The following is a 20,937-nucleotide window of genomic DNA, read 5'->3' as shown; positions in this document are numbered from 1 at the left end:
AATGTCGGCTTCCCCGCGAAGCATGGGGCTGGAGTACCTGCTCCCGCCGCCATAAGCGCTAAAGCGCCAACTCTGCCCGACAGGAGACGGAACACGATGAAAATCTACGACCAGTTCTATATCGACGGCGCTTGGCGCAAACCTGCCGGAACGGGCACGATCGACGTGATCGACTCGGGCACCGAGGCCGTGATCGGCCGGATTCCGGAGGGCATCGCCTCCGACGCGCAGGACGCGATCCGCGCGGCGCGCGCGGCCTTCGACGCGTGGGCGGCCACGCCGGCCGCGACGCGCGCGGGCTATCTGCGCAAGATCGTCGAGCGTCTGCAGGCGCGCAGCGAGGAACTCGCGCAGTCGATCACCGGCGAAGTCGGGATGCCGATCAAGCTGTCGCGCGCGATCCAGGTCGGCGGCCCGATCTACAACTGGAAGGCGTATGCGAAGCTCGCCGAGTCGTTCGAATTCGAGGCACGGGTCGGCAACTCGCTCGTGGTGCGCGAGCCGGTCGGCGTGGTCGCGGCGATCACGCCGTGGAACTACCCGCTCAACCAGGTCACGCTGAAGGTCGCGCCGGCGCTCGCGGCCGGCTGCACGGTCGTCCTGAAGCCGTCCGAAGTCGCGCCGCTCAACGCATTCATGCTCGCCGAAGCGATTCACGAAGCCGGCCTGCCGGCCGGCGTGTTCAACCTCGTGTGCGGCTACGGTCCGGTCGTCGGCGAAGTGCTGGCTACCGACCCGGACGTCGACATGGTGTCGTTCACGGGCTCGACGCGCGCCGGCAAGCGCGTGGCCGAGCTGGCGGCCGCGGGCGTCAAGCGCGTCGCGCTCGAACTGGGCGGCAAGTCGGCGTCGGTGATCCTCGACGATGCCGATTTCGCGACGGCGGTGAAGGGCACGGTCAACGCGTGCTACCTGAACGCGGGGCAGACCTGCTCGGCGCACACGCGGATGCTGGTGCCGGAAGCGCGCTACGAAGAGGCGCGCGAGATCGCGAAGGCCGCGGCCGAAACGTATGTCGCGGGCGACCCGCGGCAGGACGCGACGCGCCTCGGCGCGCTCGCGTCGGCCGTGCAGCAGCAGCGCGTGCAGGCGTACATCCAGCGCGGGATCGATGAAGGCGCGGAACTCGTGACGGGCGGCACGGGCCTGCCGGAGGGGCTCGCGAAAGGTTTCTTCGTGAAGCCGACCGTGTTCGGCCGCGTCGATCCGAAATCGACGATCGCGCAGGAGGAGATCTTCGGGCCGGTGCTGTCGATCATCACGTATCGCGACGAAGACGAAGCCGTGCGGATCGCGAACGATTCGCCGTACGGGCTCGGCGGCGCGGTATGGGCCGGCAGCGACGAACGTGCGATGGGCATCGCGCGGCGCATCCGCACGGGGCAGGTCGACATCAACGGCGGCGCGTGGAACGGCGCCGCGCCGTTCGGCGGCTACAAGCAGTCGGGGCACGGCCGCGAGAACGGCGTGTATGGGCTCGAAGAGTATCTCGAGTACAAGTCGATGCAGTTGAAGCCAGCGAAGCCGGCCTGAGCGTTTCGCACCGCATGAACCGGAAACGGCACGCTCGCGTGCCGTTTTTTATTGACGGCCGTCAAGGTGCGCTGCAGTGAATCGTCGATCATCGCGGTTCCGATGTTCCGACGAGGTATCCGATGACCGTACGCACTTCCTTTCCGCCGCTGACGATACGCGGCCGCACCTTGCTGCCTGTCGTGCAGGGTGGCATGGGCGTCGGCATCTCCGCGCACCGGCTGGCGGGCAGCGTCGCCCGCGAAGGCGCGGTCGGCACGATCGCGAGCATCGACCTGCGCCACCATCATGCGGACCTGCTCGCGCGTTGTCGTGCGCAGCCCGATCGCGCGACGCTCGAGGCCGCGAACCTCGACGCATTGGCGCGCGAGATCCGTCTCGCGAAGACCTACGGCGAAGGGCGCGGGATGATCGCGGTCAACGTGATGAAGGCGGTGAGCGCGCATGCGGACTACGTGCGAGTCGCGTGCGACGAAGGCGCCGATGCGATCGTGATGGGCGCGGGCCTGCCGCTCGATCTGCCCGATCTCACACAAGGACACGACGTCGCGCTGATCCCGATCCTGTCGGACAGCCGTGGAATCGCGCTCGTGCTGAAGAAGTGGATGAAGAAGGGGCGCCTGCCCGATGCGATCGTGATCGAGCATCCGGCGCACGCGGGCGGCCACCTCGGCGTCACGCAGATCGACGACATGCATGACGCGCGCTTCGATTTCGCGCGTGTGCTCGACGAGACCGCGCAGGTGATGGCGTCGCTGGGCCTCGCGCGCGACACGATCCCGCTGATCGTTGCGGGCGGGATCAACAGTCACGAGATGGTGCGTGCGGCGCTCGCGGCCGGTGCGAACGGCGTGCAGGTCGGGACGCCGTTCGCGGTGACGGAAGAGGGCGACGCGCATCCGGATTTCAAGCGCGTGCTCGCCGATGCGGCACCCGACGACATCGTCGAATTCGTCAGCGTGACGGGGCTGCCCGCGCGCGCGATGAAGACGCCGTGGCTCGATCGTTACCTGCGCAACGAGACGCGCATCCGCAACAAGCTCGGCGCATTCAAGCAGCGCTGTCCGACCGCGCTCGAATGCCTGAGCGTATGCGGCTTGCGCGACGGCATCGAGAAGTTCGGCCATTTCTGCATCGACACGCGGCTGGCGGCCGCGCTGCGCGGCGACGTCGCGAACGGGCTGTTCTTCCGCGGCCGCGAAGCGCTGCCGTTCGGCCGCGCGATCCGCAGCGTGCGCGATTTGCTCGACCTGCTGCTGACGGGCCGTGCGACCGAGCCTGCGGCAAACCGTCCCACGTTTACGCTGGCTTGACGAATATCAAGATAAGGAAAAGACCCTACGAGGAGAATGGAAACCATTCTTTGGGGGTCCGTACCATGCATAAAACGATTCGAACTTTTGTCACCGCTGCCGCCGTCGCGGCAAGCTTCGTCGCGATGCCGTCGGTGTCGCACGCGGCGTCGCCGGGCGACGGCATCAACCAGGGTGACGTACTGGTCCGGCTGCGCGCGATCAGCATCCAGCCGAACGAGCGCGCGAGCGACACGCTCGGCGCGCTCAACGTCGGCGTGAACAACGCGATCGTGCCCGAGCTCGACTTCACGTACATGATCCGCGACTACCTCGGCGTCGAGCTGATCCTCGGCACGTCGCGGCACCAGGTGACGTCGAGCCTCGGCAACCTCGGCGGCGTGGGCGTGCTGCCGCCGACGCTGCTGCTGCAGTACCACTTCAACCATGCCGGCAAGGTGCGTCCGTACGTCGGCGCCGGGTTGAACTACACGTACTTCTACAACAACGGGCTCAACGTCGGCGGGGAGGGCGTGTCGATCAACAAGAGCAGCTTCGGCCCCGCACTGCAGTTCGGCGTCGACGTGCAGTTGACGAAGAAGGTATTCATGAACGTCGACGTGAAGAAGATCTGGATGAGCACCGATGCGACGCTCGGCGACAAGGGCATCGGCACGCTGCACATCGATCCGTTGATCGTCGGCGTGGGCGTCGGGATGAAGTTCTAGACGCGGCGGGAAAAGAACAGAGTTGGGGTTGGCGGCATGTCAGTCGGCATGCCGCTTTTTTTATGCGCGGCGGATTTACAGCTTGTCGTACTGGAAGCGCATCGCGGTGCCTTCGCGCGTGATGCGCTCCCAAACCGCGCGCTTCTCGTCGTCGCTCAGGAAGACCCAGTTCGACACTTCGGCGGCCGTGCGGCCGCAGCCCTTGCAGACTTCGTCGAAGAGGGTCGAGCACACGCCGATGCAGGGGCTGTCGGGCAGGTCGTGGAGATTGGATGCCATCGGGAGGGTTCGCGCGGTTGAGTCGTCAGCCGCCATTTTAATGCATCGCGGCCGGTCGGCCCGGCGGGTGCGGCCGGCATGCCGTGCCGGCGCATCGTCACGACAGTGCTGCCGGTCGGTCCGGCGCGGAAGCACGGCAACGGCTGGCCGACAAGGCCGCCCGCCAGGCGCCGGGGCCGCAGCGCGCCGAGATTTTCACCGGTGAAACGGCGGCGCGCACAAGCCGTTGGGCGCGCGACCCGAGCAGCCGGCGAACGCGGTTGCGCCGCTGCCCGTTTTTCCCGGTGGACAGCCGTCGATTACCCGATAGAATTCCCCTCGGAATGCCCGACCGCACGAGCGGCCTGACTGGCCGGCGGCGGTAATCTGTTCCGTTTGCGCGACACCGGCATGATTTTTTTGTGACGGAGCGCGAATGGTGGTAGTTTTCGGGGTTTTCGAGGGGCGGAGCACCAGAATGCACCGCCGTGACGAGGCAGACGGCAGCCGGACAAACGGTCCGGCCGGAGGGAGAACGGGATGAAAGCAAAGGTAGTGGGCCGGTTCGCAGCGCTCGCGCTGTGCGTGGGTGCATCGGCGGCAGCGGCGAAGGATACGCAGCTCAATGTCTATAACTGGTCGGACTACATTGCGAAGGATACGATCCCGAACTTCGAGAAGCAGGTGGGCGTCAAGGTCCGCTACGACAACTACGACAGCGACGACACGCTGCAGGCGAAGCTGCTGACGGGCAGCTCGGGCTATGACATCGTCGTGCCGACCAGCAACTACGCGGGCAAGCAGATCGCCGCCGGCATCTTCGCGCCGCTCGACAAGTCGAAGCTGCCGAACCTCAAGTACCTCGATCCGCAACTGATGGCGCTCGTCGCGGGCGCGGACCCGGGCAACAAGTACTCGGTGCCCTGGGCGTACGGCACGACGGGTCTCGCATACAACATGACCAAGGCGCAGCAGGCGCTCGGCAAGGCCCCGCTCGACAACTGGGACATCCTGTTCAAGCCGGAAAACATCTCGAAGCTGAAGACCTGCGGCGTGTCGGTGCTCGACGCGCCCGACCAGATGTTCGCGGCGACGCTGCACTACATCGGCAAGGATCCGATGAGCACGAACCCGGCCGACTACAAGGCCGCGATGGAAGTGCTGAAGAAGATCCGCCCGTACATCACGCAATTCAACTCGTCGGGCTACATCAACGACCTGGTCGGCGGCGACATCTGCTTCGCGTTCGGCTGGTCGGGCGACGTCGTGATCGCGAAGCATCGCGCGATCGAGGCGAAGAAGCCGTACAAGATCGAGTACTACATTCCGAAGGGCGGCGCGCCGGTGTGGTTCGACGTGATGGCGATCCCGAAGGACGCGAAGAACAAGGATGCCGCGCTGCAGTGGATCAACTACATCGAGGATCCGAAGGTGCACGCGGCGATCACGAACGCGGTGTACTACCCGAGCGCCAACGCCGAGGCACGCAAGTACGTGCGGCCCGACGTCGCGAACGATCCGGCCGTCTACCCGCCGGCCGACGTCGTGAAGACGCTGTTCCTGCTCAAGCCGCTGCCGCCTGAAATCCAGCGCCTGCAGACGCGTCTGTGGACCGAGCTGAAGTCGGGCCGCTGACGCGAGCCGGCGTTCCCCCAGCAGTCATGAAGCCCCTGGTGCCCCCGGGGGCTTTGTTCGTTAAACGCAGGAGAGAAGCAGCACATCATGAATAGCCAGTCGGGTGCGCCGGTCGCGGGCGCACCGTCCTCCGTTTCCTCCTCCGGCGCCGATGCGCGCGCCGAGAACTTTGTCCAGATCGTCGACGTCGTGAAGAAATTCGGCGACACCGAGGCCGTACGCAGCGTCAACCTGACCGTGCGCCGGGGCGAGCTGTTCGCGCTGCTCGGCAGCTCGGGCTGCGGCAAGTCGACGTTGTTGCGGATGCTCGCGGGCCTCGAGACGGTCACGTCGGGCAAGATCCTGATCGACGGCGAGGACCTCGCGCAGATGCCGCCGTACAAGCGGCCCGTGAACATGATGTTCCAGTCGTATGCGCTGTTCCCGCACATGTCGGTCGAGTCGAACGTCGCGTTCGGCCTGAAGCAGGAAGGCGTGCCGAAGGCCGAGCTGAAGGAGCGCGTGCATGCGGCGCTCGAACTCGTGCAGATGAGCAAGTACGCGAAGCGCAAGCCGCATCAGCTCTCCGGCGGCCAGCAGCAGCGCGTCGCGCTCGCGCGTTCGCTGGTCAAGCGCCCGAAGCTGCTGCTGCTCGACGAGCCGATGTCCGCGCTCGACAAGCAGATCCGCCAGCGCACGCAGATCGAGCTCGTCAACATCCTGAACAAGGTCGGTGTCACCTGCATCATGGTCACGCACGACCAGGAAGAAGCGATGACGATGGCGAACCGCCTCGCGGTGATGAGCGAAGGGCAGATCGTGCAGATCGGTTCGCCGAACGAGGTCTACGAATATCCGAACAGCCGCTTCTCGGCCGAGTTCATCGGCTCGACGAATCTGTTCGACGGCGTGACCGTCGAGGACGAACCCGACCACGTGTACATCGAATCGCCGGAGCTGCCGAGCCGGCTGTACGTGAGCCACGGGATCTCGGGCCCGCTCGGGATGCCGGTCACGGTGTCGGTGCGCCCCGAGCGGATCGCGCTCACGCGCAAGCCGCCCGAAGGCGCGTTCAACTGGGCGCGCGGCAGGATCGGCAATGTCGCGTACATGGGCGGTTATTCGCTGTATCACGTTAAGCTCGACGCGGGCAAGACGGTGATCGCGAACGTATCGAGCCTCGCGATTTCGGAGCTCGACACGCCGTCGCTCGGCGACGAGATCTACGTGCGCTGGAGCGCGACCGCAGGCGTGGTGCTGACGTCATGAGCGCGTTCAAGTCCCTGCTCGAGTGGCCGGTGCGGCGCTTCAACCTGACGGGCGCCACGGCTGTCGTCGCCGGGCCGTTCACGTGGCTCGTGCTGTTCTTCCTCGTGCCGTTCGTGCTGGTCGTCAAGATCAGCTTCGCGGAGCTGCAGCTCGGCATCCCGCCGTACACGGAGCTCGCGTCGTATGCGGACGGCGTCGTGCACGTCGCGCTGAACCTGTCGCACTACGCGTTCCTGTTCACGGACAGCCTGTATTTCGCGACCTACGTGAACTCGGTGTGGGTGGCCGCGGTCACGACGCTGTTGTGCCTGCTGATCGGCTATCCGATGGCGTACTACATCGCGCGCTCGAACCCGGCGACCCGCAACCTGCTGATGATGGGCGTGATGCTGCCGTTCTGGACGTCGTTCCTGATCCGCGTGTATGCATGGATCGGCATCCTGAAGAACAACGGGTTGCTGAACAACTTCCTGATGTGGATCGGCCTGACCCATACGCCGATCGAGCTGTACCGCACGAACTACGCGGTGTACATCGGGATGGTGTATTCGTACCTGCCGTTCCTCGTGATGCCGCTCTACGCGCACCTCGTGAAGATGGACCTGCGCCTGCTCGAAGCCGCATACGACCTCGGCGCGAAACCGTGGAAGGCGTTCGTGCAGATCACGCTGCCGCTGTCGAAGAACGGGATCATCGCGGGTTGCCTGCTGGTGTTCATTCCGGCGGTCGGCGAGTACGTGATTCCGGAACTGCTCGGCGGCGCGAACACGCTGATGATCGGCCGCGTGATGTGGAACGAGTTCTTCAACAACGCGGACTGGCCGATGGCGTCGGCCGTGACCTGCGCGATGGTGCTGCTGCTGCTCGTGCCGATGGCGATGTTCCAGCACTTCCAGGCGAAGGAGCAGGAGGCCCGTCGATGAAGCCGAATCGTTACCTGCAGTTCGCGGTGCTGTTTGCCGGCTTCGCGTTCCTGTACATCCCGATCCTCAGCCTGATCGTCTATTCGTTCAACGAGTCGAAGCTCGTCACCGTGTGGTCGGGTTTTTCGTTCCGCTGGTACTCGGCGCTCGTCGAGGACGACGAGCTGCTGACGGCCGCGTGGCTGTCGCTGAAGATCGGCGTGCTGACCGCGTTCGCATCGGTGTTCATCGGCACGTGGGCCGGCTTCGTGCTCGCGCGGATGGGGCGCTTTCGCGGCTTCGCGCTGTTCAGCGGGATGATCAACGCGCCGCTCGTGATTCCCGAGGTGATCCAGGGGATCTCGCTGCTGCTGCTGTTCATCGAGCTCGCGAAGTGGATCGGCTGGCCGGCCGAGCGCGGCATCTTCACGATCTGGCTCGGCCACGTGATGCTGTGCATCTCGTATGTCGCGATCATCGTGCAGTCGCGCGTGCGCGAGCTGAATCCGTCGCTGGAAGAAGCCGCGCTCGATCTCGGTGCGACGCCGCTGAAGGTGTTCTTCACGATCACGCTGCCGCTGATTTCGCAGGCGCTGATCGCGGGCTGGCTGCTGTCGTTCACGCTGTCGATCGACGACCTCGTGCTGTCGGCGTTCCTGTCGGGCCCCGGTTCGACGACGCTGCCGCTCGTCGTGTTCTCGCGCGTGCGGCTCGGGCTGAACCCGGAGATGAACGCGCTCGCGACGCTGTTCATCGTCGCGGTGACGGCCGGCGTCGTGATCGCGAACTTCGTGATGCTGCGGCAAGAGCGCAAGCGGATGGCGGGATTCGCGACCTGACGCGCCCGTTGCGGCCGCAACGAAAAACGCCCGGTGCCGACGACGAGTCGGGCCGGGCGTTTTGTTTGGCGGCGCTGACCTGCAGCCGCCGGAGGTTCACGCGCCGAACGCCGCCTTCGCCAGCATTCCGAGCGCGACGCACACGAGCACGGCCGCGAAGCCGGCCTGCACGTGTCGCGCGGCAAGGTGCCGCGACGCACCGCGTCCGGCGGCCATGCCGAGCGCGGTCGCGACGGTGAACCACAGCGTCACGTCGAGCGGCGCGCGCGTGCCCGACACGAGCGTCGCGAGCACGCCGCCGGTGCCGACCAGCGCGATCACCATCAGCGACGTCGCGACGATGCCGTGCATCGACACGTTCGTGAACTTGCGCAGCATCGGCACGATCACGAAGCCGCCGCCGACGCCGAGCAGCCCCGTCATCAGGCCGGTCATCGCGCCGGTCGACGCGAGCGCGAAGCCGACCGGCCAGGACCACACGAGACGGCCCGTATCGGGATTCACGCGACCGACGCACAGCGGCGACGCGTCCGTGTCGACGCTCGCGTGTCGCAGCGCCTGCCGCAGCAGGCGGCCGGCGACGATCAGCATCGTCAGCGCGAACAGCGCGAGCAGCAGGCGCTGCGGCAGCACGTGCGCGAGCCGCACGCCGAGCGTGGTCAGCGGCACGCCGGCCACGGCCATCAGCAGCGCAGCACGATAGCGCACGAGCCCGCGGCGGAAGCCTTCGAGCGCGCCGAGCGCGGCACTGCCGGCCACCGCGACAAGCGCGACGGGCGTGGCCTGCTGCATCGGCCAGCTCATGCCGACAACGAGTGCGGGCACCGCGAGAATGCCGCCGCCGGCGCCGGTCAGGCCGAGCACGGCGCCGACGAAGCCGCCCAGTACGAGGGAAATCAGCATGACGTCATCGGGCTCCGCTCAACGTGCGATCGCGGGCTTCGCGAGCCATTCGCGGCCCTTGAGCATCGCCTTCCAGTAGAGCGGCGGCAGCACGCGTTCCTTGAGCAGCCACGCGAGCCGCGACGGGTGGCGGCCGTCGATCAGCCATGCGGGGAAGGTCGGCGCGACCTTGCCGCCGTACAGGAATTCGACGAGCACGATCTTGCCGCGCTCGACGGTGAGCGGGCACGAGCCATAGCCGTCGTACGCGGCGTCGCCGTGCGCGCGGCCGAGCGATGCGAGCAGGTTGTGCGCGACGACGGGCGCCTGCTTGCGGGCGGCCGCGGCCGTCTTCGCATTGGTCGTGTTGGTGGCGTCGCCGAGCGCGTAGATGTCCGGAAAGTGCTTGTGCCGCAGTGTCGCCGGATCGACGTCGATCCAGCCGGCCGCGTCGGCGAGCGGGCTCGAACGCACGAAGTCGGGCGCCTTCTGCGGCGGCACGACGTGGATCATGTCGAACGAACGCACGACGGTTTCCTTGCCGCCGTCCGGCAGCGCACGCACGAACGTCGCGCGGCGCGCGGGCCCGTCGATCGCGACGAGGTTGTGGCCGAACGACAGCGCGATGTCATAGCTTTTCACGTACTCCATCAGCGCGGGCACGTAGTCGGCGACGCCGAACAGCGCGCCGCCTGCATTCAGGAACTCGACGTTCGCGGCCTCGAGGCGCCCCGCGCGCCGCCAGTGGTCGCACGACAGGTACATCGCCTTCTGCGGCGCGCCCGCGCACTTGATCGGCATCGGCGGCTGCGTGAAGAGTGCGTTGCCGCCGCGGAACGTACGAACGAGCTCCCACGTGTACGGCGCGAGATCGTAGCGGTAGTTCGACGTGACGCCGTTGCGGCCGAGCGTGTCGGCGAGGCCTTCGATCGCGTGCCAGTCGAGCTTGAGGCCCGGACACACGACGAGCTTGCGGTAGCCGATGCGCCGGCAGCCGTCGAGCACGACCGTGTGCGCGTCGGGCTCGAAGCCGGCGACGGCAGCCTGGATCCGGTGCACGCCGCGCGGCAGCAAGTCGGTCATCCGGCGCGCGGTGGTCTCGGGCCGGAACACACCCGCGCCGACCATCGTCCAGCCCGGCTGGTAGTAATGGACGTCGGCCGGATCGATCACCGCGATGTCGAGCGACGCGTCGCGCGCGAGCAGGCTCGATGCGACCGCGATACCGGCCGCGCCCGCGCCGACGATCACGATGTCGTGCCGCGCGTCGACGGCCGGCGCCGCCTGCCTGCCGCCTTGCGCGACGCGCGACGCGAGCGCGCGCAGGTCGTAACCGGCCGCATCGGCCGTCGCGACGATGTCGTTCAGCGGGCGCAGGCCCGCTTGCGACAGCGCCCACAGCGTGGCCGAGCGCGTGCCGCTGCGGCAGTATGCGAGCACCGGGCCGTCGAGCGACGCGACGAGCGCGCCGAACTGCGCGGCCTGGTCGTCGGTCACCTTGCCCGTATCGACCGGCAGGTAATGCACGTCGATGCCGAGCGGCGCGGCGGCCGCGCGGATCTCGGTGACGGTCGGCTGGTCGGGGCCTTCGCCGTCGGGCCGGTTGCAGACGATCGCGCGGATGCCCGCCGCGTGCAGCGCGGGCAGGTCGGCCGCCGCGATCTGCGGCGAGACCGACAGCGCGTCGGTCAGCTTGCGGATGGTGGTCATGTCGGGGTTCTCGGTTGGGGGCGGCGGCGCTCAGATCGCGTCGAGCGGGATCTTCAGGTAGCGCACGCCATTGTTTTCGGGCTCCGGCAGATGGCCGGCGCGCATGTTGACCTGCACGGACGGCAGCATCAGCACCGGCATGTCGAGCGTCGCATCGCGCGCGGTGCGCATCGCGACGAAATCGTCCTCGGTCACGCCGTCTTTCACGTGCACGTTCGCGCGGCGCTGCTCGGCGACGGTCGTCACGAACTGCACGTCGCGGCCGCCCGGCTGGTAGTCGTGGCACAGGTACAGGCGCGTGTCGGGCGGCAGCGCGAGCACGCGGGAGATCGAGCGGTACAGCGTGCGCGCGTCGCCGCCGGGGAAGTCGCAGCGGGCCGTGCCGTAGTCGGGCATGAACAGCGTGTCGCCGACGAACGCCGCGCGCTGCGTCGCGTCGTCGACGCAGTAGGTCATGCATGCGGGCGTGTGGCCCGGCGTGTGCAGCGCGCGGATCGTCAGCGTGCCGAGCGCGAGCGTGTCGCCGTCGTCGACGAGCCGGTCGAACTGGCGGCCGTCCTCGGCGAAGCCGGGGCCCGCGTTGAACAGCGTGCCGAAGACGTGCTGCACGCGGCGCACGTGCGAACCGATCGCGATCCGGCCGCCGACCCGTGCCTTCAGGTACGGCGCGGCCGACAGGTGGTCGGCATGCACGTGCGTCTCCAGCAGCCAGTGCACGGTCGCGCCGAGTTCGGCGACGCGCGCGATCAGCTGGTCGGCGCTCGCGGTGTGCGTGCGGCCGGATTTCGGGTCGTAGTCGAGCACGCTGTCGATCAGCGCGCACGCGCGGCTCGCCGTATCGAGCAGGAGATAGCTGACGGTGTGGGTCGCCGGGTCGAAAAAGCCTTCGACCGACAGCGTGGTGGCGTTGCTCACGGGGTGTCCTCGATCGGGTTCTGCATTTGCAATCGGGATCTCTAACTCAAGAACCGTGCCAACCGGTACCGCGGCGTCGGCCGATGGGCCAGAGACTTGATTCGGCTCGGGTTTTCGGCGCGGCCATGGCGCTGCGCGGACGTGGGCGCCAGCCGGTCGAACATGTTGACTGCCATATCTGGCAGTGTCGTGGCAGAATTGGCAGTCAGCCTGGCAGTCCGTCCGGCAGAACCGTCACCGAGCGTCCGCATGAATCCGCACGACACCATCCCGATCGTTCCCGCGCCGCGCCGCGATGTCACGCCCGACGTCCGCGCGCTCGTCGCCTATCTGGAGCAGGACCCGCAGCCGATGATCGTCGTCGATCCCGACTACCGCATCCTCGCGGCGAACGATGCGTACCGGCGCCAGTTCGGCGTGGCGGGCGTCGAGCACGTGGGCCGCCACTGCTTCCAGGTCTCGCATCACTACGACGTGCCGTGCGACCAGGCCGGGGAGCATTGCCCGATGAAGCAGGCGCTCGAATCGCGCGGGCTGAACCGCGTGCTGCACATCCACCACACGCCGCGCGGCCCCGAGCATGTCGACGTCGAGCTGCGGCCGATCTTCGATGCGGACGGCAACGTGATCGCGTATGTCGAGCGGCTGACGACGGTACGCAGCGCGTCCGCGCAGCCGAGCGCGGAAGGGCTCGTCGGCGGCGCCGACGCGTTCAACGCGGCGCTCGGCGCACTGCAGCGCGTCGCGCCGTCGCTGTTGCCGGTACTGTTGCTCGGCGAGTCGGGCACCGGCAAGGAGCTGTTCGCCCGCGCGCTGCACGAGGCGAGCGATCGCGCGATGGGGCCGTTCGTCGTCGTCGATTGCTCGGGGATCGCCGAGACGCTGTTCGAGAGCGAACTGTTCGGCTATGAGAAGGGCGCGTTCACGGGCGCGAACCAGCGCAAGCCGGGCCTCGTCGAGACCGCGCAGGGCGGCACGCTGTTTCTCGACGAGATCGGCGACGTGCCGCTGCCGATGCAGGTGAAGCTGCTGCGGCTGATCGAGTCGGGCACGTTCCGGCGCGTCGGCGGCGTCGAGGCGCTGCGCGCGGATTTCCGGCTCGTCGCGGCCACGCACAAGCCGCTGCGCGAGATGATCGACGACGGCCGGTTCCGGCAGGACCTCTACTACCGGATCAGCGCGTTTCCGATTCCGCTGCCGGCACTGCGCGAACGGCAGGGCGACGTCGCGCTGCTCGCCGAATCGATCCTGCGGCGGATCGCAAACGCGCGCGCGAACGCGGGCGATGCGGGCGCGCGGCCGTTCGCGGCCCGGCCCTTCGTGCTGACCGAGCGCGCGCGTGCGTGCCTCGACGCGTATGCGTGGCCGGGCAACATCCGCGAACTGCGCAACGTGCTCGAACGCGCATGCCTGTTCGCGGACGACGGGACGATCCGGGTCGAGCATCTGCCGGCCGAGCTCGTGGCGGCATCGGCGGCGCAGCAGGATGGCGCGGGCGCGGCGGGCGCGCTGACGGATGCCGAACTGGTGCGGATCGCCGGCGAATTCACTGGCACGCGCAAGGCGCTCGCCGAGCGCACGGGGATGAGCGAGCGCACGTTGTACCGGCGGTTGAAGGCGCTCGGGCTGGGCACGCGCGGCGGGTGAGCGGGTGTTCCTACGTATCGATGACGAACATGCGCTGCTCAAGCAGGGGAAGGTCAAGGGCATCCGCGTTGCGTCGAGGCGATCTGCCGCTATCTCGATTGCCAGCCCGGCGACCTGCCCGCGTTCAGCGATGACGGGATGGGTGTACCGGAGTGACGTGTCGCGACGGCGGCTCGGCGTCTTGCGGGAAGGAGGCGCCTGCGCGGTCCGTGGCGGGCGGCATGCTGCCCGCACACGGACCGCCCGCGTCCGATTCGATCAGCGCGCCGGCACCAACTGCGCCATCGCCTCGCGGATGAAGCCGAGCAGCGTGTCGTCGACCCACGAGTCCTTCGTCAGCGCCGGCTCGTTCATCATCGCGTGACGGAATTTCGCGTGCGTGGCCGGATCGTGGCCCGCATAGCTGCAGAACAGGTCGAGCCAGCGCTGCGCGAGCGCGCGACCTTCCGGCGAATCGGGCGTCGCGCCCGCGTCGATCGCGTCGCGCACGTCGGCCATCAGTTGCGGCCATTCCATCGCGCGTTCGCCGTAGTGCGCCCGCATGAAGCGGATCTCGTCCGGCGCGAGATACTTCTCGAAGATCCGCATCTTCGTTTCGGCTGTCGCGCGCAGCACATAGTCGCGCAGCGCGGTCGAAATGCCGATCTTCGACTGCATCGCCGGTTCGCGCTCGTGCATCAGGTTCAACTTCGCCAGCAGCCGAGGGTCGTTGTTCGTGTCGCGCACGAGCAGCGCCATCCAGCGGCCGGCGAGCGCACGGGCGCGCTCGTCCTCGGGCGGCACGCCCGCGTCGTGCAGCGCGCGGACCTCGCCGACGAGCGCGATCCATTCCGCGTCGCCCGCCTGGCTCTTTCGGTACATCGGCATGCGCGCGAGTTCTTCCTCGGAAAAATATTTGTCGTACACGGTCATCAACTCCAGTGTGGTGAGCCAATCGGCCAGCTCCGGCTCCGTGCCGGCGGCGAGCTGCGCGTGCAGGCTCACGAGCCGCTCGCGCAGCTGCGCGGTTTGCGCGAGCTGACGGTCGAGCAGCGCGATCTGCTTCGCGACGAGATCGACGAGCGGGGTGCCGGGCTGGTTCAGGTAGTCGCCGATTTCGGTGAGCGACAGTCCGAAGCGACGCAGCGCCTGGATCTGGTGGAGCCGGGCGATGTCGTGGCGGTCGTACAGCCGGTAGCCGTTGTCGGCACGTGCCGAAGGCGTCAGCAGGCCGATCGCGTGATAGTGATGAAGCGTGCGGACGGTCAGCCCGCTGCGTTTCGCCAGTTCTCCCACTTTCAGCTGCATTCGTTCCTCCGTTCGGTACGCACACTGGAGTCTCGAACGTTACGCTACGTGAGGGTCAAGCGGAAGATCGGGAATCGGGCGCGCGACGGGTTGACCGCGCGCGCCCGATCGAAGGGCCGGCTTATTGCGGCGAAGGCGCGGTGTCGGGCTCGGCGGTGCGCGCTTCCTTGCCGGTTGAGTTGTCGCCGGCCGCCTTGCCGGCCTTGTCGGCCGGCGGCGTGCCCATCGCCTGATAGAGCCGCGCGGTATCCGCGAACCGCGCGCCGGTCGCGCGGATCTCGTCGAGCCGCGCGTTGCGGTACTGGAGTTCGCTGGCGCGCGCGGCCGACGGCGGCAGCGCGCCGAGCCGCACGCGGGCGGCTGCGTCGTCGTACACGCCGCGTGCGGACAGCGCGGCGCGAGACGACGCGTCGAGCGCCTCCGCATCGTGTTCGAGCGCCGCGAGCGAATCGGCGACGTTCTGGAACGCGCCGAGCACGGCCTGCTTGTACTGGTCGACCGCGGCTTCGTAGGTGGCCTTCGCCGCGCGGCGCTGCGCGAGCAGCGCGCCGCCGTGGAAGATCGGCTGGCTCAGCGACGCGCCGACGTTCCAGATTGCGCCGGCGCCCGACAGCATGGCCGGCCAGCTGAAGCCGCCTTTGCCCATCGCCGCCGACAGCGAAAGTTGCGGGAACAACTGTGCGGTCGCGACGCCCACTTCGGCAGCGGCCGCCTTCAGCCCCGCGTCGGCCGCCTGGATGTCCGGGCGGCTTTGCAGCAGGTCCGACGGGACGACGACGGGCACCTGTTCGGGCAGGTGCAGATCGGCGAGCGTGAGATCGGCCGGCGGCCGGTCGGGCGTGCGGCCGACCAGCACCGCGAGCGCATGGCGCGCCGAGTCGCGCTGCTGGCGCAGCGCGGGAAGGCTTGCCGCGAACGTATCGGCGCTTTGCCGCGCGTTCAGCGCGTCGCTGCGCGACGCCGAGCCGAGCGCGTAGCGGCGTTCGGCGTCGTGCGCCTGGTCGTTCGCGAGCGCGACGAGCCGCTCGGTCGTGTCGATCTGCGCGTTGAGCACCGATACCGTGATCGACGCGGTGACGATGTTCGCGGCCAGCGCGCGCCGCGCGGATTCGAGCTGGAACGCACTGACGTCGACGCGTTTCGCGAGCGCGCGGTTCGCGAAGCGCGAGACACCGAACAGGTCGACCGTGTAGCTCGCCTGAAGTTGCCCGACGAATGTGTCGTACAGCAGCGTCGGTGCGCCGAGCGCCGGAATCGGCACGCCGAGCGCACGCTGGCGCGTGGCCTGGCCGACCGCGTCGATCGACGGCAGCATCGAGCTGCCGATCTGCCCGCGCAACTGCTCGCGCGCGGCATCCAGCGAGTGCGACGCCGCACTGAGCGTCGGGCTGTTGCGCAGCCCTTCGTCGACGAGCGCGTTCAGCGCATCGGAACGGTACTGCTTCCACCAGTCGGGCACCGGCTGTGCGCCGACTTCGAACTGCTGCGCGACGCCTTGCGCGGACACGGTCTGCTCGACTTGCGGCGCGGCGCCGTAATGCGCGGGCGACGGCATCGCGGGCGGCTCGCCGCTCGGCGCGAACCACGCGCAGCCGGCCAGGGGCCCGACGAGGCTCGCGGCCGCGAGTGCGCGCACGGCTTGGGTTTTCAGGTTCATCGACACATCCATGGTCAGGCTCCCGACGGCGCGGACGGCGTGCTGCCGTCATGCGGCGGGCCGTCCTGCGGGTCGCGTTCGTCGCGCTTCACGCGGAACCACGTCGCGTACAGCGCAGGCAGGTAGAACAGCGTCAGCACGGTTGCGCTCGTGATGCCGCCCATCAGCGCGGTCGCCATCGGCCCGAAGAAGTTCGAGCGCAGCAGCGGGATCAGCGCGAGCACGGCGGCCGCGGCCGTCAGCGTGATCGGGCGGAAGCGCCGCACCGTCGCGCCGATGATCGCGTCGACGCGGCCGTGGCCGACCGCGATGTCCTGCTCGATCTGGTCGACCAGGATCACCGAGTTGCGCATGATGATCCCGAACATCGCGATCACGCCGAGCATCGCGACGAAGCCGAACGGCTTGCCGAACAGCAGCAGCGTGGCGACCACGCCGATCAGCCCGAGCGGCGCGGTCAGCACGACCATCAGCACGCGCGAGAAGCTCTGCAACTGGATCATCAGCAGCGTGAACACGGCGATCGCCATCAGCGGCATCTGCGCGTTGATCGAGTTCTGCGCCTTCGCGCTTTCCTCGACCGAGCCGCCGATGTTGATCTGATAGCCGACCGGCAACTGCGCGCGCAGCGCGTTCAGCTTCGCGTCGACCGCGTGTGTGACGTCGATGCCCTGTGCGCCGGCGCGCACGTCCGACTGCACGGTGATGGTCGGCTGGCGGTCGCGTTCCCACACGACGCTGTATTCGAGCGTCGGCTCGAAGCGGCCGAGCGAGCCGAGCGGCACCGGGCCGTTCGGCGTCGGCAGCGCCAGGCCCGCGAGCTTGGCCGGATCGACGCGGTCGGCCTGCGGTGCGCGCAGGTCGACCGCGATCAGCTTGTCGCGCTCGCGGTACTGCGTGACGGTCGTGCCGGACAGCGTCATCGCGAGGAAGCTCGACACGTCCTGCGACGTCACGTTCAGCTCGCGCGCCTTCTTCTGGTCGATCTCGAAGCGCACCGAGCGCTCGGCCGGCTCGTCCCAGTCGAACTGCACGTTGACCGTGCGCGCATCGCCGCGCATCGTCGCCGCGACCTTCTCGGCGATCGAGCGGACCGTCGCGATGCTGTCGCCGCTCACGCGGAACTGCACCGGATAGCCGACCGGCGGCCCGTTCTCGAGCCGCGACAGCCGCCAGCGCACGGCCGGGAACCGGTCGCGCAGCGTGGTTTCGAGCCAGGTCGCGAGCTTCTCGCGATCCTCGACCGATTTCGCGGTGATCACGAACTGCGCGAAGTTCGGCAGTTGCAACTGCTGGTCGAGCGGCAGGTAGAAGCGCGGCGCGCCGCTGCCGACGAAGTTCACCGAATGATCGATCTCGGGGCGCTTGTCGATCGCCTTCTCGAGGCGTTCGGTTTCGCGCAGCGTCGCCGCGAACGACGCGCCCTCGGGCAGCCGCAGGTCGACCAGCAGCTCGGGCCGGTCGGAACTCGGGAAGAACTGCTGCGGCACCAGCGAGAAACCCATCAGCGACACGACGAACAGGGCGCCCGTGATCAGCAGCACGACGAAGCGCCGCTCGATGCACCAGTCGACCCAGCCGCGCAGCCGCCGATAGAAGCGCGTGTCGTAGATGTCGTGCTCGTGGTCGTCGGGCAGGTGCGCCTCGTGCGCCTGCCGCTTGCGCTCGGGCAGCATGTGGTAGCCGAGCAGCGGGATCAGCACGACGGCCGCGAACCACGACGCGATCAGCGCGATCGCCGACACCTCGAAGATCGAGCGCGTGTATTCGCCGGTGCTCGATTTCGCGAGCGCGATCGGCAGGAAGCCCGACACCGTGACGAGCGTGCCCGTCAGCATCGGGAACGCGGTGCTGGTGTACGCGAACGCGGCGGCGCGCGCGCGGCTGTAGCCCTGTTCGAGCTTCACGGCCATCATCTCGACCGCGATGATCGCGTCGTCGACGAGCAGCCCGAGCGCGAGCACGAGCGTGCCGAGCGACACCTTGTGCAGCCCGATGTCGAACAGGTACATGAACAGGGCCGTGACCGCGAGCACGACCGGAATCGAGATCACGACGACCATCCCGGTGCGCAGGCCGAGCGACACGAGGCTCACGACCAGCACGATCGCGACGGCTTCGGCGACCGCCTCGAGGAAGTCGTCGACCGAATGCGCGACCGCGTGCGGCATGCTCGACACCTCGACCAGCTTGAGGCCGGCCGGCAAGCGCGCCTGCAGGTCCTTCGATTCGACGTCGAGCGCCTTGCCTAGCCGGATCACGTCGCCGCCCGGCTGCATCGTCACGCCGATGCCGAGCACGGCTTTTCCGCCCGCGCGCATCTGGGTGACGACCGGATCGTCGTAGCCGCGCTTGACCGTCGCGAGATCGCCGAGCCGGAACGTGCGGCCGTTGATGCGGATCAGCGTATCGGCGATCGCGTCGACATTGTCGAACTGGCCGCTCGGCCGCACGAACACGCGATCGTCGGCGGTCGTCAGCACGCCGGCCGACGAGATGTCGTTCTGCGCGTTGATCGCCTGCCCGAGCTGCTGCGGCGAGATGCCGAGGCGCGTGAGCTGCGCGTTGTTCACCTCGATGAAGATCCGCTGGTCGGGGTCGCCGAAATAGTCGACCTTGCCGACACCCGGCACGCGCAGCAGCACGGTGCGCAGCTGGTCCGCGTAGTCGTGCAGCTGCGCGGGCGAGAAGCCGTCGCCTTCGAGCGTCCAGATGTTGGTGTAGACGTCGCCGAATTCGTCGTTGAAGAACGGGCCCTGCACGCCGGGCGGCAGCGTATAGCCGATGTCGCCGACCTTCTTGCGGATCTGGTACCAGGTCTCGGGCACGTCCTTCACGGGCGCCGAATCCTTCATCGTGAAGAAGATCAGCGATTCGCCGGGGCGCGAATAGCTGCGCAGGAAATCGATGGCCGGCGTTTCCTGCAGCTTGCGGCCGATCCGGTCGGTCACCTGTTCCTGCACCTGCCGCGCGCTCGCGCCGGGCCAGAACGTGCGGATCACCATCACGCGGAACGTGAACGGCGGGTCTTCGGACTGCGCGAGCCGCGTGTACGCGAGGATGCCCGCGAGCGTCGCGAGCGCGATCAGGTAGACGACGAGCGCCTGGTGGCGCAGTGCCCACGCCGACAGGTTGAACCGGCCTTCTTCGCGGGGGGCGCTCACGATGCGAAGTCCTCCGGATGCAGCGGCGCGATCGGGCGCACCTTCTCGCCCGCGCTGACCGTATGCACGCCCTGCAGCACGACGCGCTCGCCCGGCTGCAGCCCATGCGACACGGTGACGGTGCGCTCGTTGAAGCGCGCGACGTCGACGCGGCGCAATTCGAGCGTGTCGTCCTTCGTGCGCACGACCCACACGGCCGGCTGCGCGCCGTCGTGGAACAGCGCGGTTGCGGGCAGCGTGATCGGCTGCGCGTCGCCGGCGGCCGGCGTGCCGGCGAATGCGACGTTCGCGGTCATCCCGAGACGGATCGCCGGATCGGGCGCGGCGAGCGTGAGCTTCACGCGATACGTGCGGCTTTGCGGATCGGCGGCCGGCGCGACTTCGCGCACCTTCGCCGCGAACTGGCGGCCCGGCAGCGACGGCAGCATGACGGTCGCCGCATGGCCGGGTGCGAGCGACGCGAGCGCGGCTTCGGGCACGTCGCTGACGACGTCCACGTCGCCGGACCACGCGAGCTGGTAGACGGCCTGGCCGGCCGACACGTTCTGGCCGGTGTCGGCCTGTTCGGCGGTGATGTAGCCGGCATGATCGGCGACGAGCGTCGCGTAGCGGAGCTGGTTCTTCGCGAGCGCGAGCTGCTGCTGTGCCTGGTCGCGCTGCGCGAGCGCCGACGTGTAGCTGTTCTGGGTCTGCTCGAGCTGCGCGGTCGCGATCAGGTTTTCGTGCGCCTGCGCGCGGTCGCGGTCGAGCTGCTGCTTCGCGAACGCGAGGGTGTGCGTCGCGGCATCGAGCTGCGCCTGCGCGCTTGCGGCGTTTTTCTCGACGTCGGACGGATCGAGCAGCGCGACGACCTGGCCGACCTTGACCGTATCGCCGAGCCGCACCTTGCGCTCGACGATCTTGCCGGCGATGCGGAACGACAGCGGCGTCGCGTAGCGCGGCTGGATTTCGCCGGGCAGCGTGCGCGCGACCGCGGCGGCATCGGCATGCGCGGGCAGCGCGACGACGGGGCGCGGCGCGGGCGGCGCGGATTCTTTCGGATGACAGGCGGCGACGAAGAGCGCGACGCCGATCAGCAGCGCGGCGCGGGAACCGGAGCGATTCACGAAACCCCCAGGGGAGATGGAGCGGAACGAAGCCGGCAAGCGCGACGGGCGCTTGCCCCAAGCGGCGCCGGCAGCGGCGCGCGGACAACAATTTCAGAAACTGTGGCGGATTCTAATACACACCTGTATCTGAG

Annotated in this window: 16 protein-coding genes and 1 pseudogene; 9 read left to right on the top strand and 8 right to left on the bottom strand. The window is 68.3% G+C overall.

The features are described 5' to 3' along the window. Positions 1-96 precede the first annotated feature (96 nt). The 3 genes from FPJ27_RS28135 (at position 97) to FPJ27_RS28125 (ending at position 3,553) form a co-directional block, all read left to right on the top strand. Entirely contained in the window at positions 97-1,533 is a 1,437-nt protein-coding gene (locus tag FPJ27_RS28135; protein ID WP_204423452.1) for an aldehyde dehydrogenase family protein, read from the top strand. 122 nt (positions 1,534-1,655) lie between these two features. Next, positions 1,656-2,846: a nitronate monooxygenase family protein gene (locus tag FPJ27_RS28130; protein ID WP_204423451.1), complete on the top strand. Its 1,191-nt coding sequence runs from the start codon at positions 1,656-1,658 to the stop codon at positions 2,844-2,846. A 65-nt stretch (positions 2,847-2,911) separates the two neighbouring features. Then, positions 2,912-3,553, top strand: coding sequence for an OmpW family outer membrane protein (locus FPJ27_RS28125; protein WP_034181342.1), 642 nt, complete (start codon positions 2,912-2,914; stop codon positions 3,551-3,553). A 75-nt stretch (positions 3,554-3,628) separates the two neighbouring features. Here FPJ27_RS28125 and FPJ27_RS28120 read toward each other — a convergent pair whose 3' ends face one another. Next, positions 3,629-3,832 (bottom strand): DUF1289 domain-containing protein, encoded by a 204-nt coding sequence (locus tag FPJ27_RS28120; protein ID WP_006493160.1) that lies wholly within the window; start codon positions 3,830-3,832, stop codon positions 3,629-3,631. Positions 3,833-4,351: 519 nt separating this feature from the next. On the opposite strand from FPJ27_RS28120, the gene FPJ27_RS28115 reads away from it, so the two are divergent. From FPJ27_RS28115 to FPJ27_RS28100, 4 genes are all read left to right on the top strand, one after another. Further along, positions 4,352-5,446 carry a polyamine ABC transporter substrate-binding protein gene (locus tag FPJ27_RS28115; protein ID WP_204423450.1) on the top strand — a complete coding sequence of 365 codons (1,095 nt, stop codon included), beginning with the start codon at positions 4,352-4,354 and terminating at the stop codon, positions 5,444-5,446. A gap of 87 nt (positions 5,447-5,533) precedes the next feature. Next, positions 5,534-6,694, top strand: a complete 1,161-nt coding sequence (gene potA, locus FPJ27_RS28110; protein WP_204423448.1) for a polyamine ABC transporter ATP-binding protein — start codon at positions 5,534-5,536, stop codon at positions 6,692-6,694. Continuing rightward, on the top strand, positions 6,691-7,617 hold the full coding sequence (locus tag FPJ27_RS28105; RefSeq protein ID WP_072441279.1) for an ABC transporter permease subunit: 927 nt from the start codon (positions 6,691-6,693) through the stop codon (positions 7,615-7,617). The genes potA and FPJ27_RS28105 overlap by 4 nt, the downstream gene beginning before the upstream one ends. Then, complete coding sequence (locus FPJ27_RS28100; protein WP_175961325.1) at positions 7,614-8,435, top strand: ABC transporter permease subunit; 822 nt, start codon at positions 7,614-7,616, stop codon at positions 8,433-8,435. Before FPJ27_RS28105 ends, FPJ27_RS28100 begins: the two co-directional genes overlap by 4 nt. Positions 8,436-8,531: 96 nt before the next feature. Here the strand turns inward: FPJ27_RS28100 and FPJ27_RS28095 are convergent, their stop codons facing one another. Genes FPJ27_RS28095 through FPJ27_RS28085 form a run of 3 tightly spaced genes read right to left on the bottom strand, consistent with a single transcriptional unit; the run spans position 8,532 to position 11,942 of the window. Next, complete coding sequence (locus FPJ27_RS28095) at positions 8,532-9,338, bottom strand: sulfite exporter TauE/SafE family protein (protein ID WP_204423446.1); 807 nt, start codon at positions 9,336-9,338, stop codon at positions 8,532-8,534. 18 nt (positions 9,339-9,356) lie between these two features. Then, a complete protein-coding gene (locus FPJ27_RS28090) occupies positions 9,357-11,027 on the bottom strand; it encodes a bifunctional protein tyrosine phosphatase family protein/NAD(P)/FAD-dependent oxidoreductase (protein ID WP_204423445.1) in 1,671 nt (556 codons plus the stop codon). A 30-nt stretch (positions 11,028-11,057) separates the two neighbouring features. Then, on the bottom strand, positions 11,058-11,942 hold the full coding sequence (locus tag FPJ27_RS28085) for an MBL fold metallo-hydrolase (RefSeq protein ID WP_204423439.1): 885 nt from the start codon (positions 11,940-11,942) through the stop codon (positions 11,058-11,060). Between the two features lie 249 nt (positions 11,943-12,191). On the opposite strand from FPJ27_RS28085, the gene FPJ27_RS28080 reads away from it, so the two are divergent. After that, a complete protein-coding gene (locus tag FPJ27_RS28080; RefSeq protein WP_072441263.1) occupies positions 12,192-13,589 on the top strand; it encodes a sigma 54-interacting transcriptional regulator in 1,398 nt (465 codons plus the stop codon). A 31-nt stretch (positions 13,590-13,620) separates the two neighbouring features. Then, positions 13,621-13,745: pseudogene (locus FPJ27_RS28075) on the top strand (helix-turn-helix domain-containing protein); the annotation flags it as partial. A 102-nt stretch (positions 13,746-13,847) separates the two neighbouring features. On the opposite strand, the gene FPJ27_RS28070 reads toward FPJ27_RS28075, so the two are convergent. The 4 genes from FPJ27_RS28070 to FPJ27_RS28055 form a co-directional block, all read right to left on the bottom strand. After that, entirely contained in the window at positions 13,848-14,876 is a 1,029-nt protein-coding gene (locus FPJ27_RS28070) for a MerR family transcriptional regulator (protein WP_204423436.1), read from the bottom strand. A gap of 121 nt (positions 14,877-14,997) precedes the next feature. Then, the gene (locus tag FPJ27_RS28065) at positions 14,998-16,545 is read right to left on the bottom strand and encodes an efflux transporter outer membrane subunit (protein WP_204423434.1); all 1,548 of its coding nucleotides are present in this window, start codon (positions 16,543-16,545) and stop codon (positions 14,998-15,000) included. Positions 16,546-16,547: 2 nt separating this feature from the next. After that, entirely contained in the window at positions 16,548-19,697 is a 3,150-nt protein-coding gene (locus FPJ27_RS28060) for an efflux RND transporter permease subunit (protein WP_204423432.1), read from the bottom strand. Beyond that, the gene (locus FPJ27_RS28055) at positions 19,694-20,803 is read right to left on the bottom strand and encodes an efflux RND transporter periplasmic adaptor subunit (protein ID WP_204423429.1); all 1,110 of its coding nucleotides are present in this window, start codon (positions 20,801-20,803) and stop codon (positions 19,694-19,696) included. Before FPJ27_RS28055 ends, FPJ27_RS28060 begins: the two co-directional genes overlap by 4 nt. Positions 20,804-20,937 lie beyond the last annotated feature (134 nt).

It is taken from the genome of Burkholderia sp. MS455, from assembly GCF_016899445.1.
In the GTDB taxonomy this organism is placed as follows: Bacteria; Pseudomonadota; Gammaproteobacteria; order Burkholderiales; family Burkholderiaceae; genus Burkholderia; species Burkholderia pyrrocinia_C.
The sequence above is the reverse complement of the archived record's forward strand: the minus strand, read 5'-3'. Positions and strand labels throughout refer to the sequence as shown.

Coding starts and splice junctions, on each gene's coding strand:
- FPJ27_RS28105 (WP_072441279.1), top strand. CDS start 6,691: ATGAGCGCGTTCAAGTCCCTGCTCGAGTGGCCGGTGCGGCGCTTCAAC.
- FPJ27_RS28065 (WP_204423434.1), bottom strand. CDS start 16,545: ATGGATGTGTCGATGAACCTGAAAACCCAAGCCGTGCGCGCACTCGCG.
- FPJ27_RS28130 (WP_204423451.1), top strand. CDS start 1,656: ATGACCGTACGCACTTCCTTTCCGCCGCTGACGATACGCGGCCGCACC.
- FPJ27_RS28120 (WP_006493160.1), bottom strand. CDS start 3,832: ATGGCATCCAATCTCCACGACCTGCCCGACAGCCCCTGCATCGGCGTG.
- FPJ27_RS28095 (WP_204423446.1), bottom strand. CDS start 9,338: ATGCTGATTTCCCTCGTACTGGGCGGCTTCGTCGGCGCCGTGCTCGGC.
- potA (WP_204423448.1), top strand. CDS start 5,534: ATGAATAGCCAGTCGGGTGCGCCGGTCGCGGGCGCACCGTCCTCCGTT.
- FPJ27_RS28070 (WP_204423436.1), bottom strand. CDS start 14,876: ATGCAGCTGAAAGTGGGAGAACTGGCGAAACGCAGCGGGCTGACCGTC.
- FPJ27_RS28080 (WP_072441263.1), top strand. CDS start 12,192: ATGAATCCGCACGACACCATCCCGATCGTTCCCGCGCCGCGCCGCGAT.
- FPJ27_RS28125 (WP_034181342.1), top strand. CDS start 2,912: ATGCATAAAACGATTCGAACTTTTGTCACCGCTGCCGCCGTCGCGGCA.
- FPJ27_RS28090 (WP_204423445.1), bottom strand. CDS start 11,027: ATGACCACCATCCGCAAGCTGACCGACGCGCTGTCGGTCTCGCCGCAG.
- FPJ27_RS28135 (WP_204423452.1), top strand. CDS start 97: ATGAAAATCTACGACCAGTTCTATATCGACGGCGCTTGGCGCAAACCT.
- FPJ27_RS28100 (WP_175961325.1), top strand. CDS start 7,614: ATGAAGCCGAATCGTTACCTGCAGTTCGCGGTGCTGTTTGCCGGCTTC.
- FPJ27_RS28115 (WP_204423450.1), top strand. CDS start 4,352: ATGAAAGCAAAGGTAGTGGGCCGGTTCGCAGCGCTCGCGCTGTGCGTG.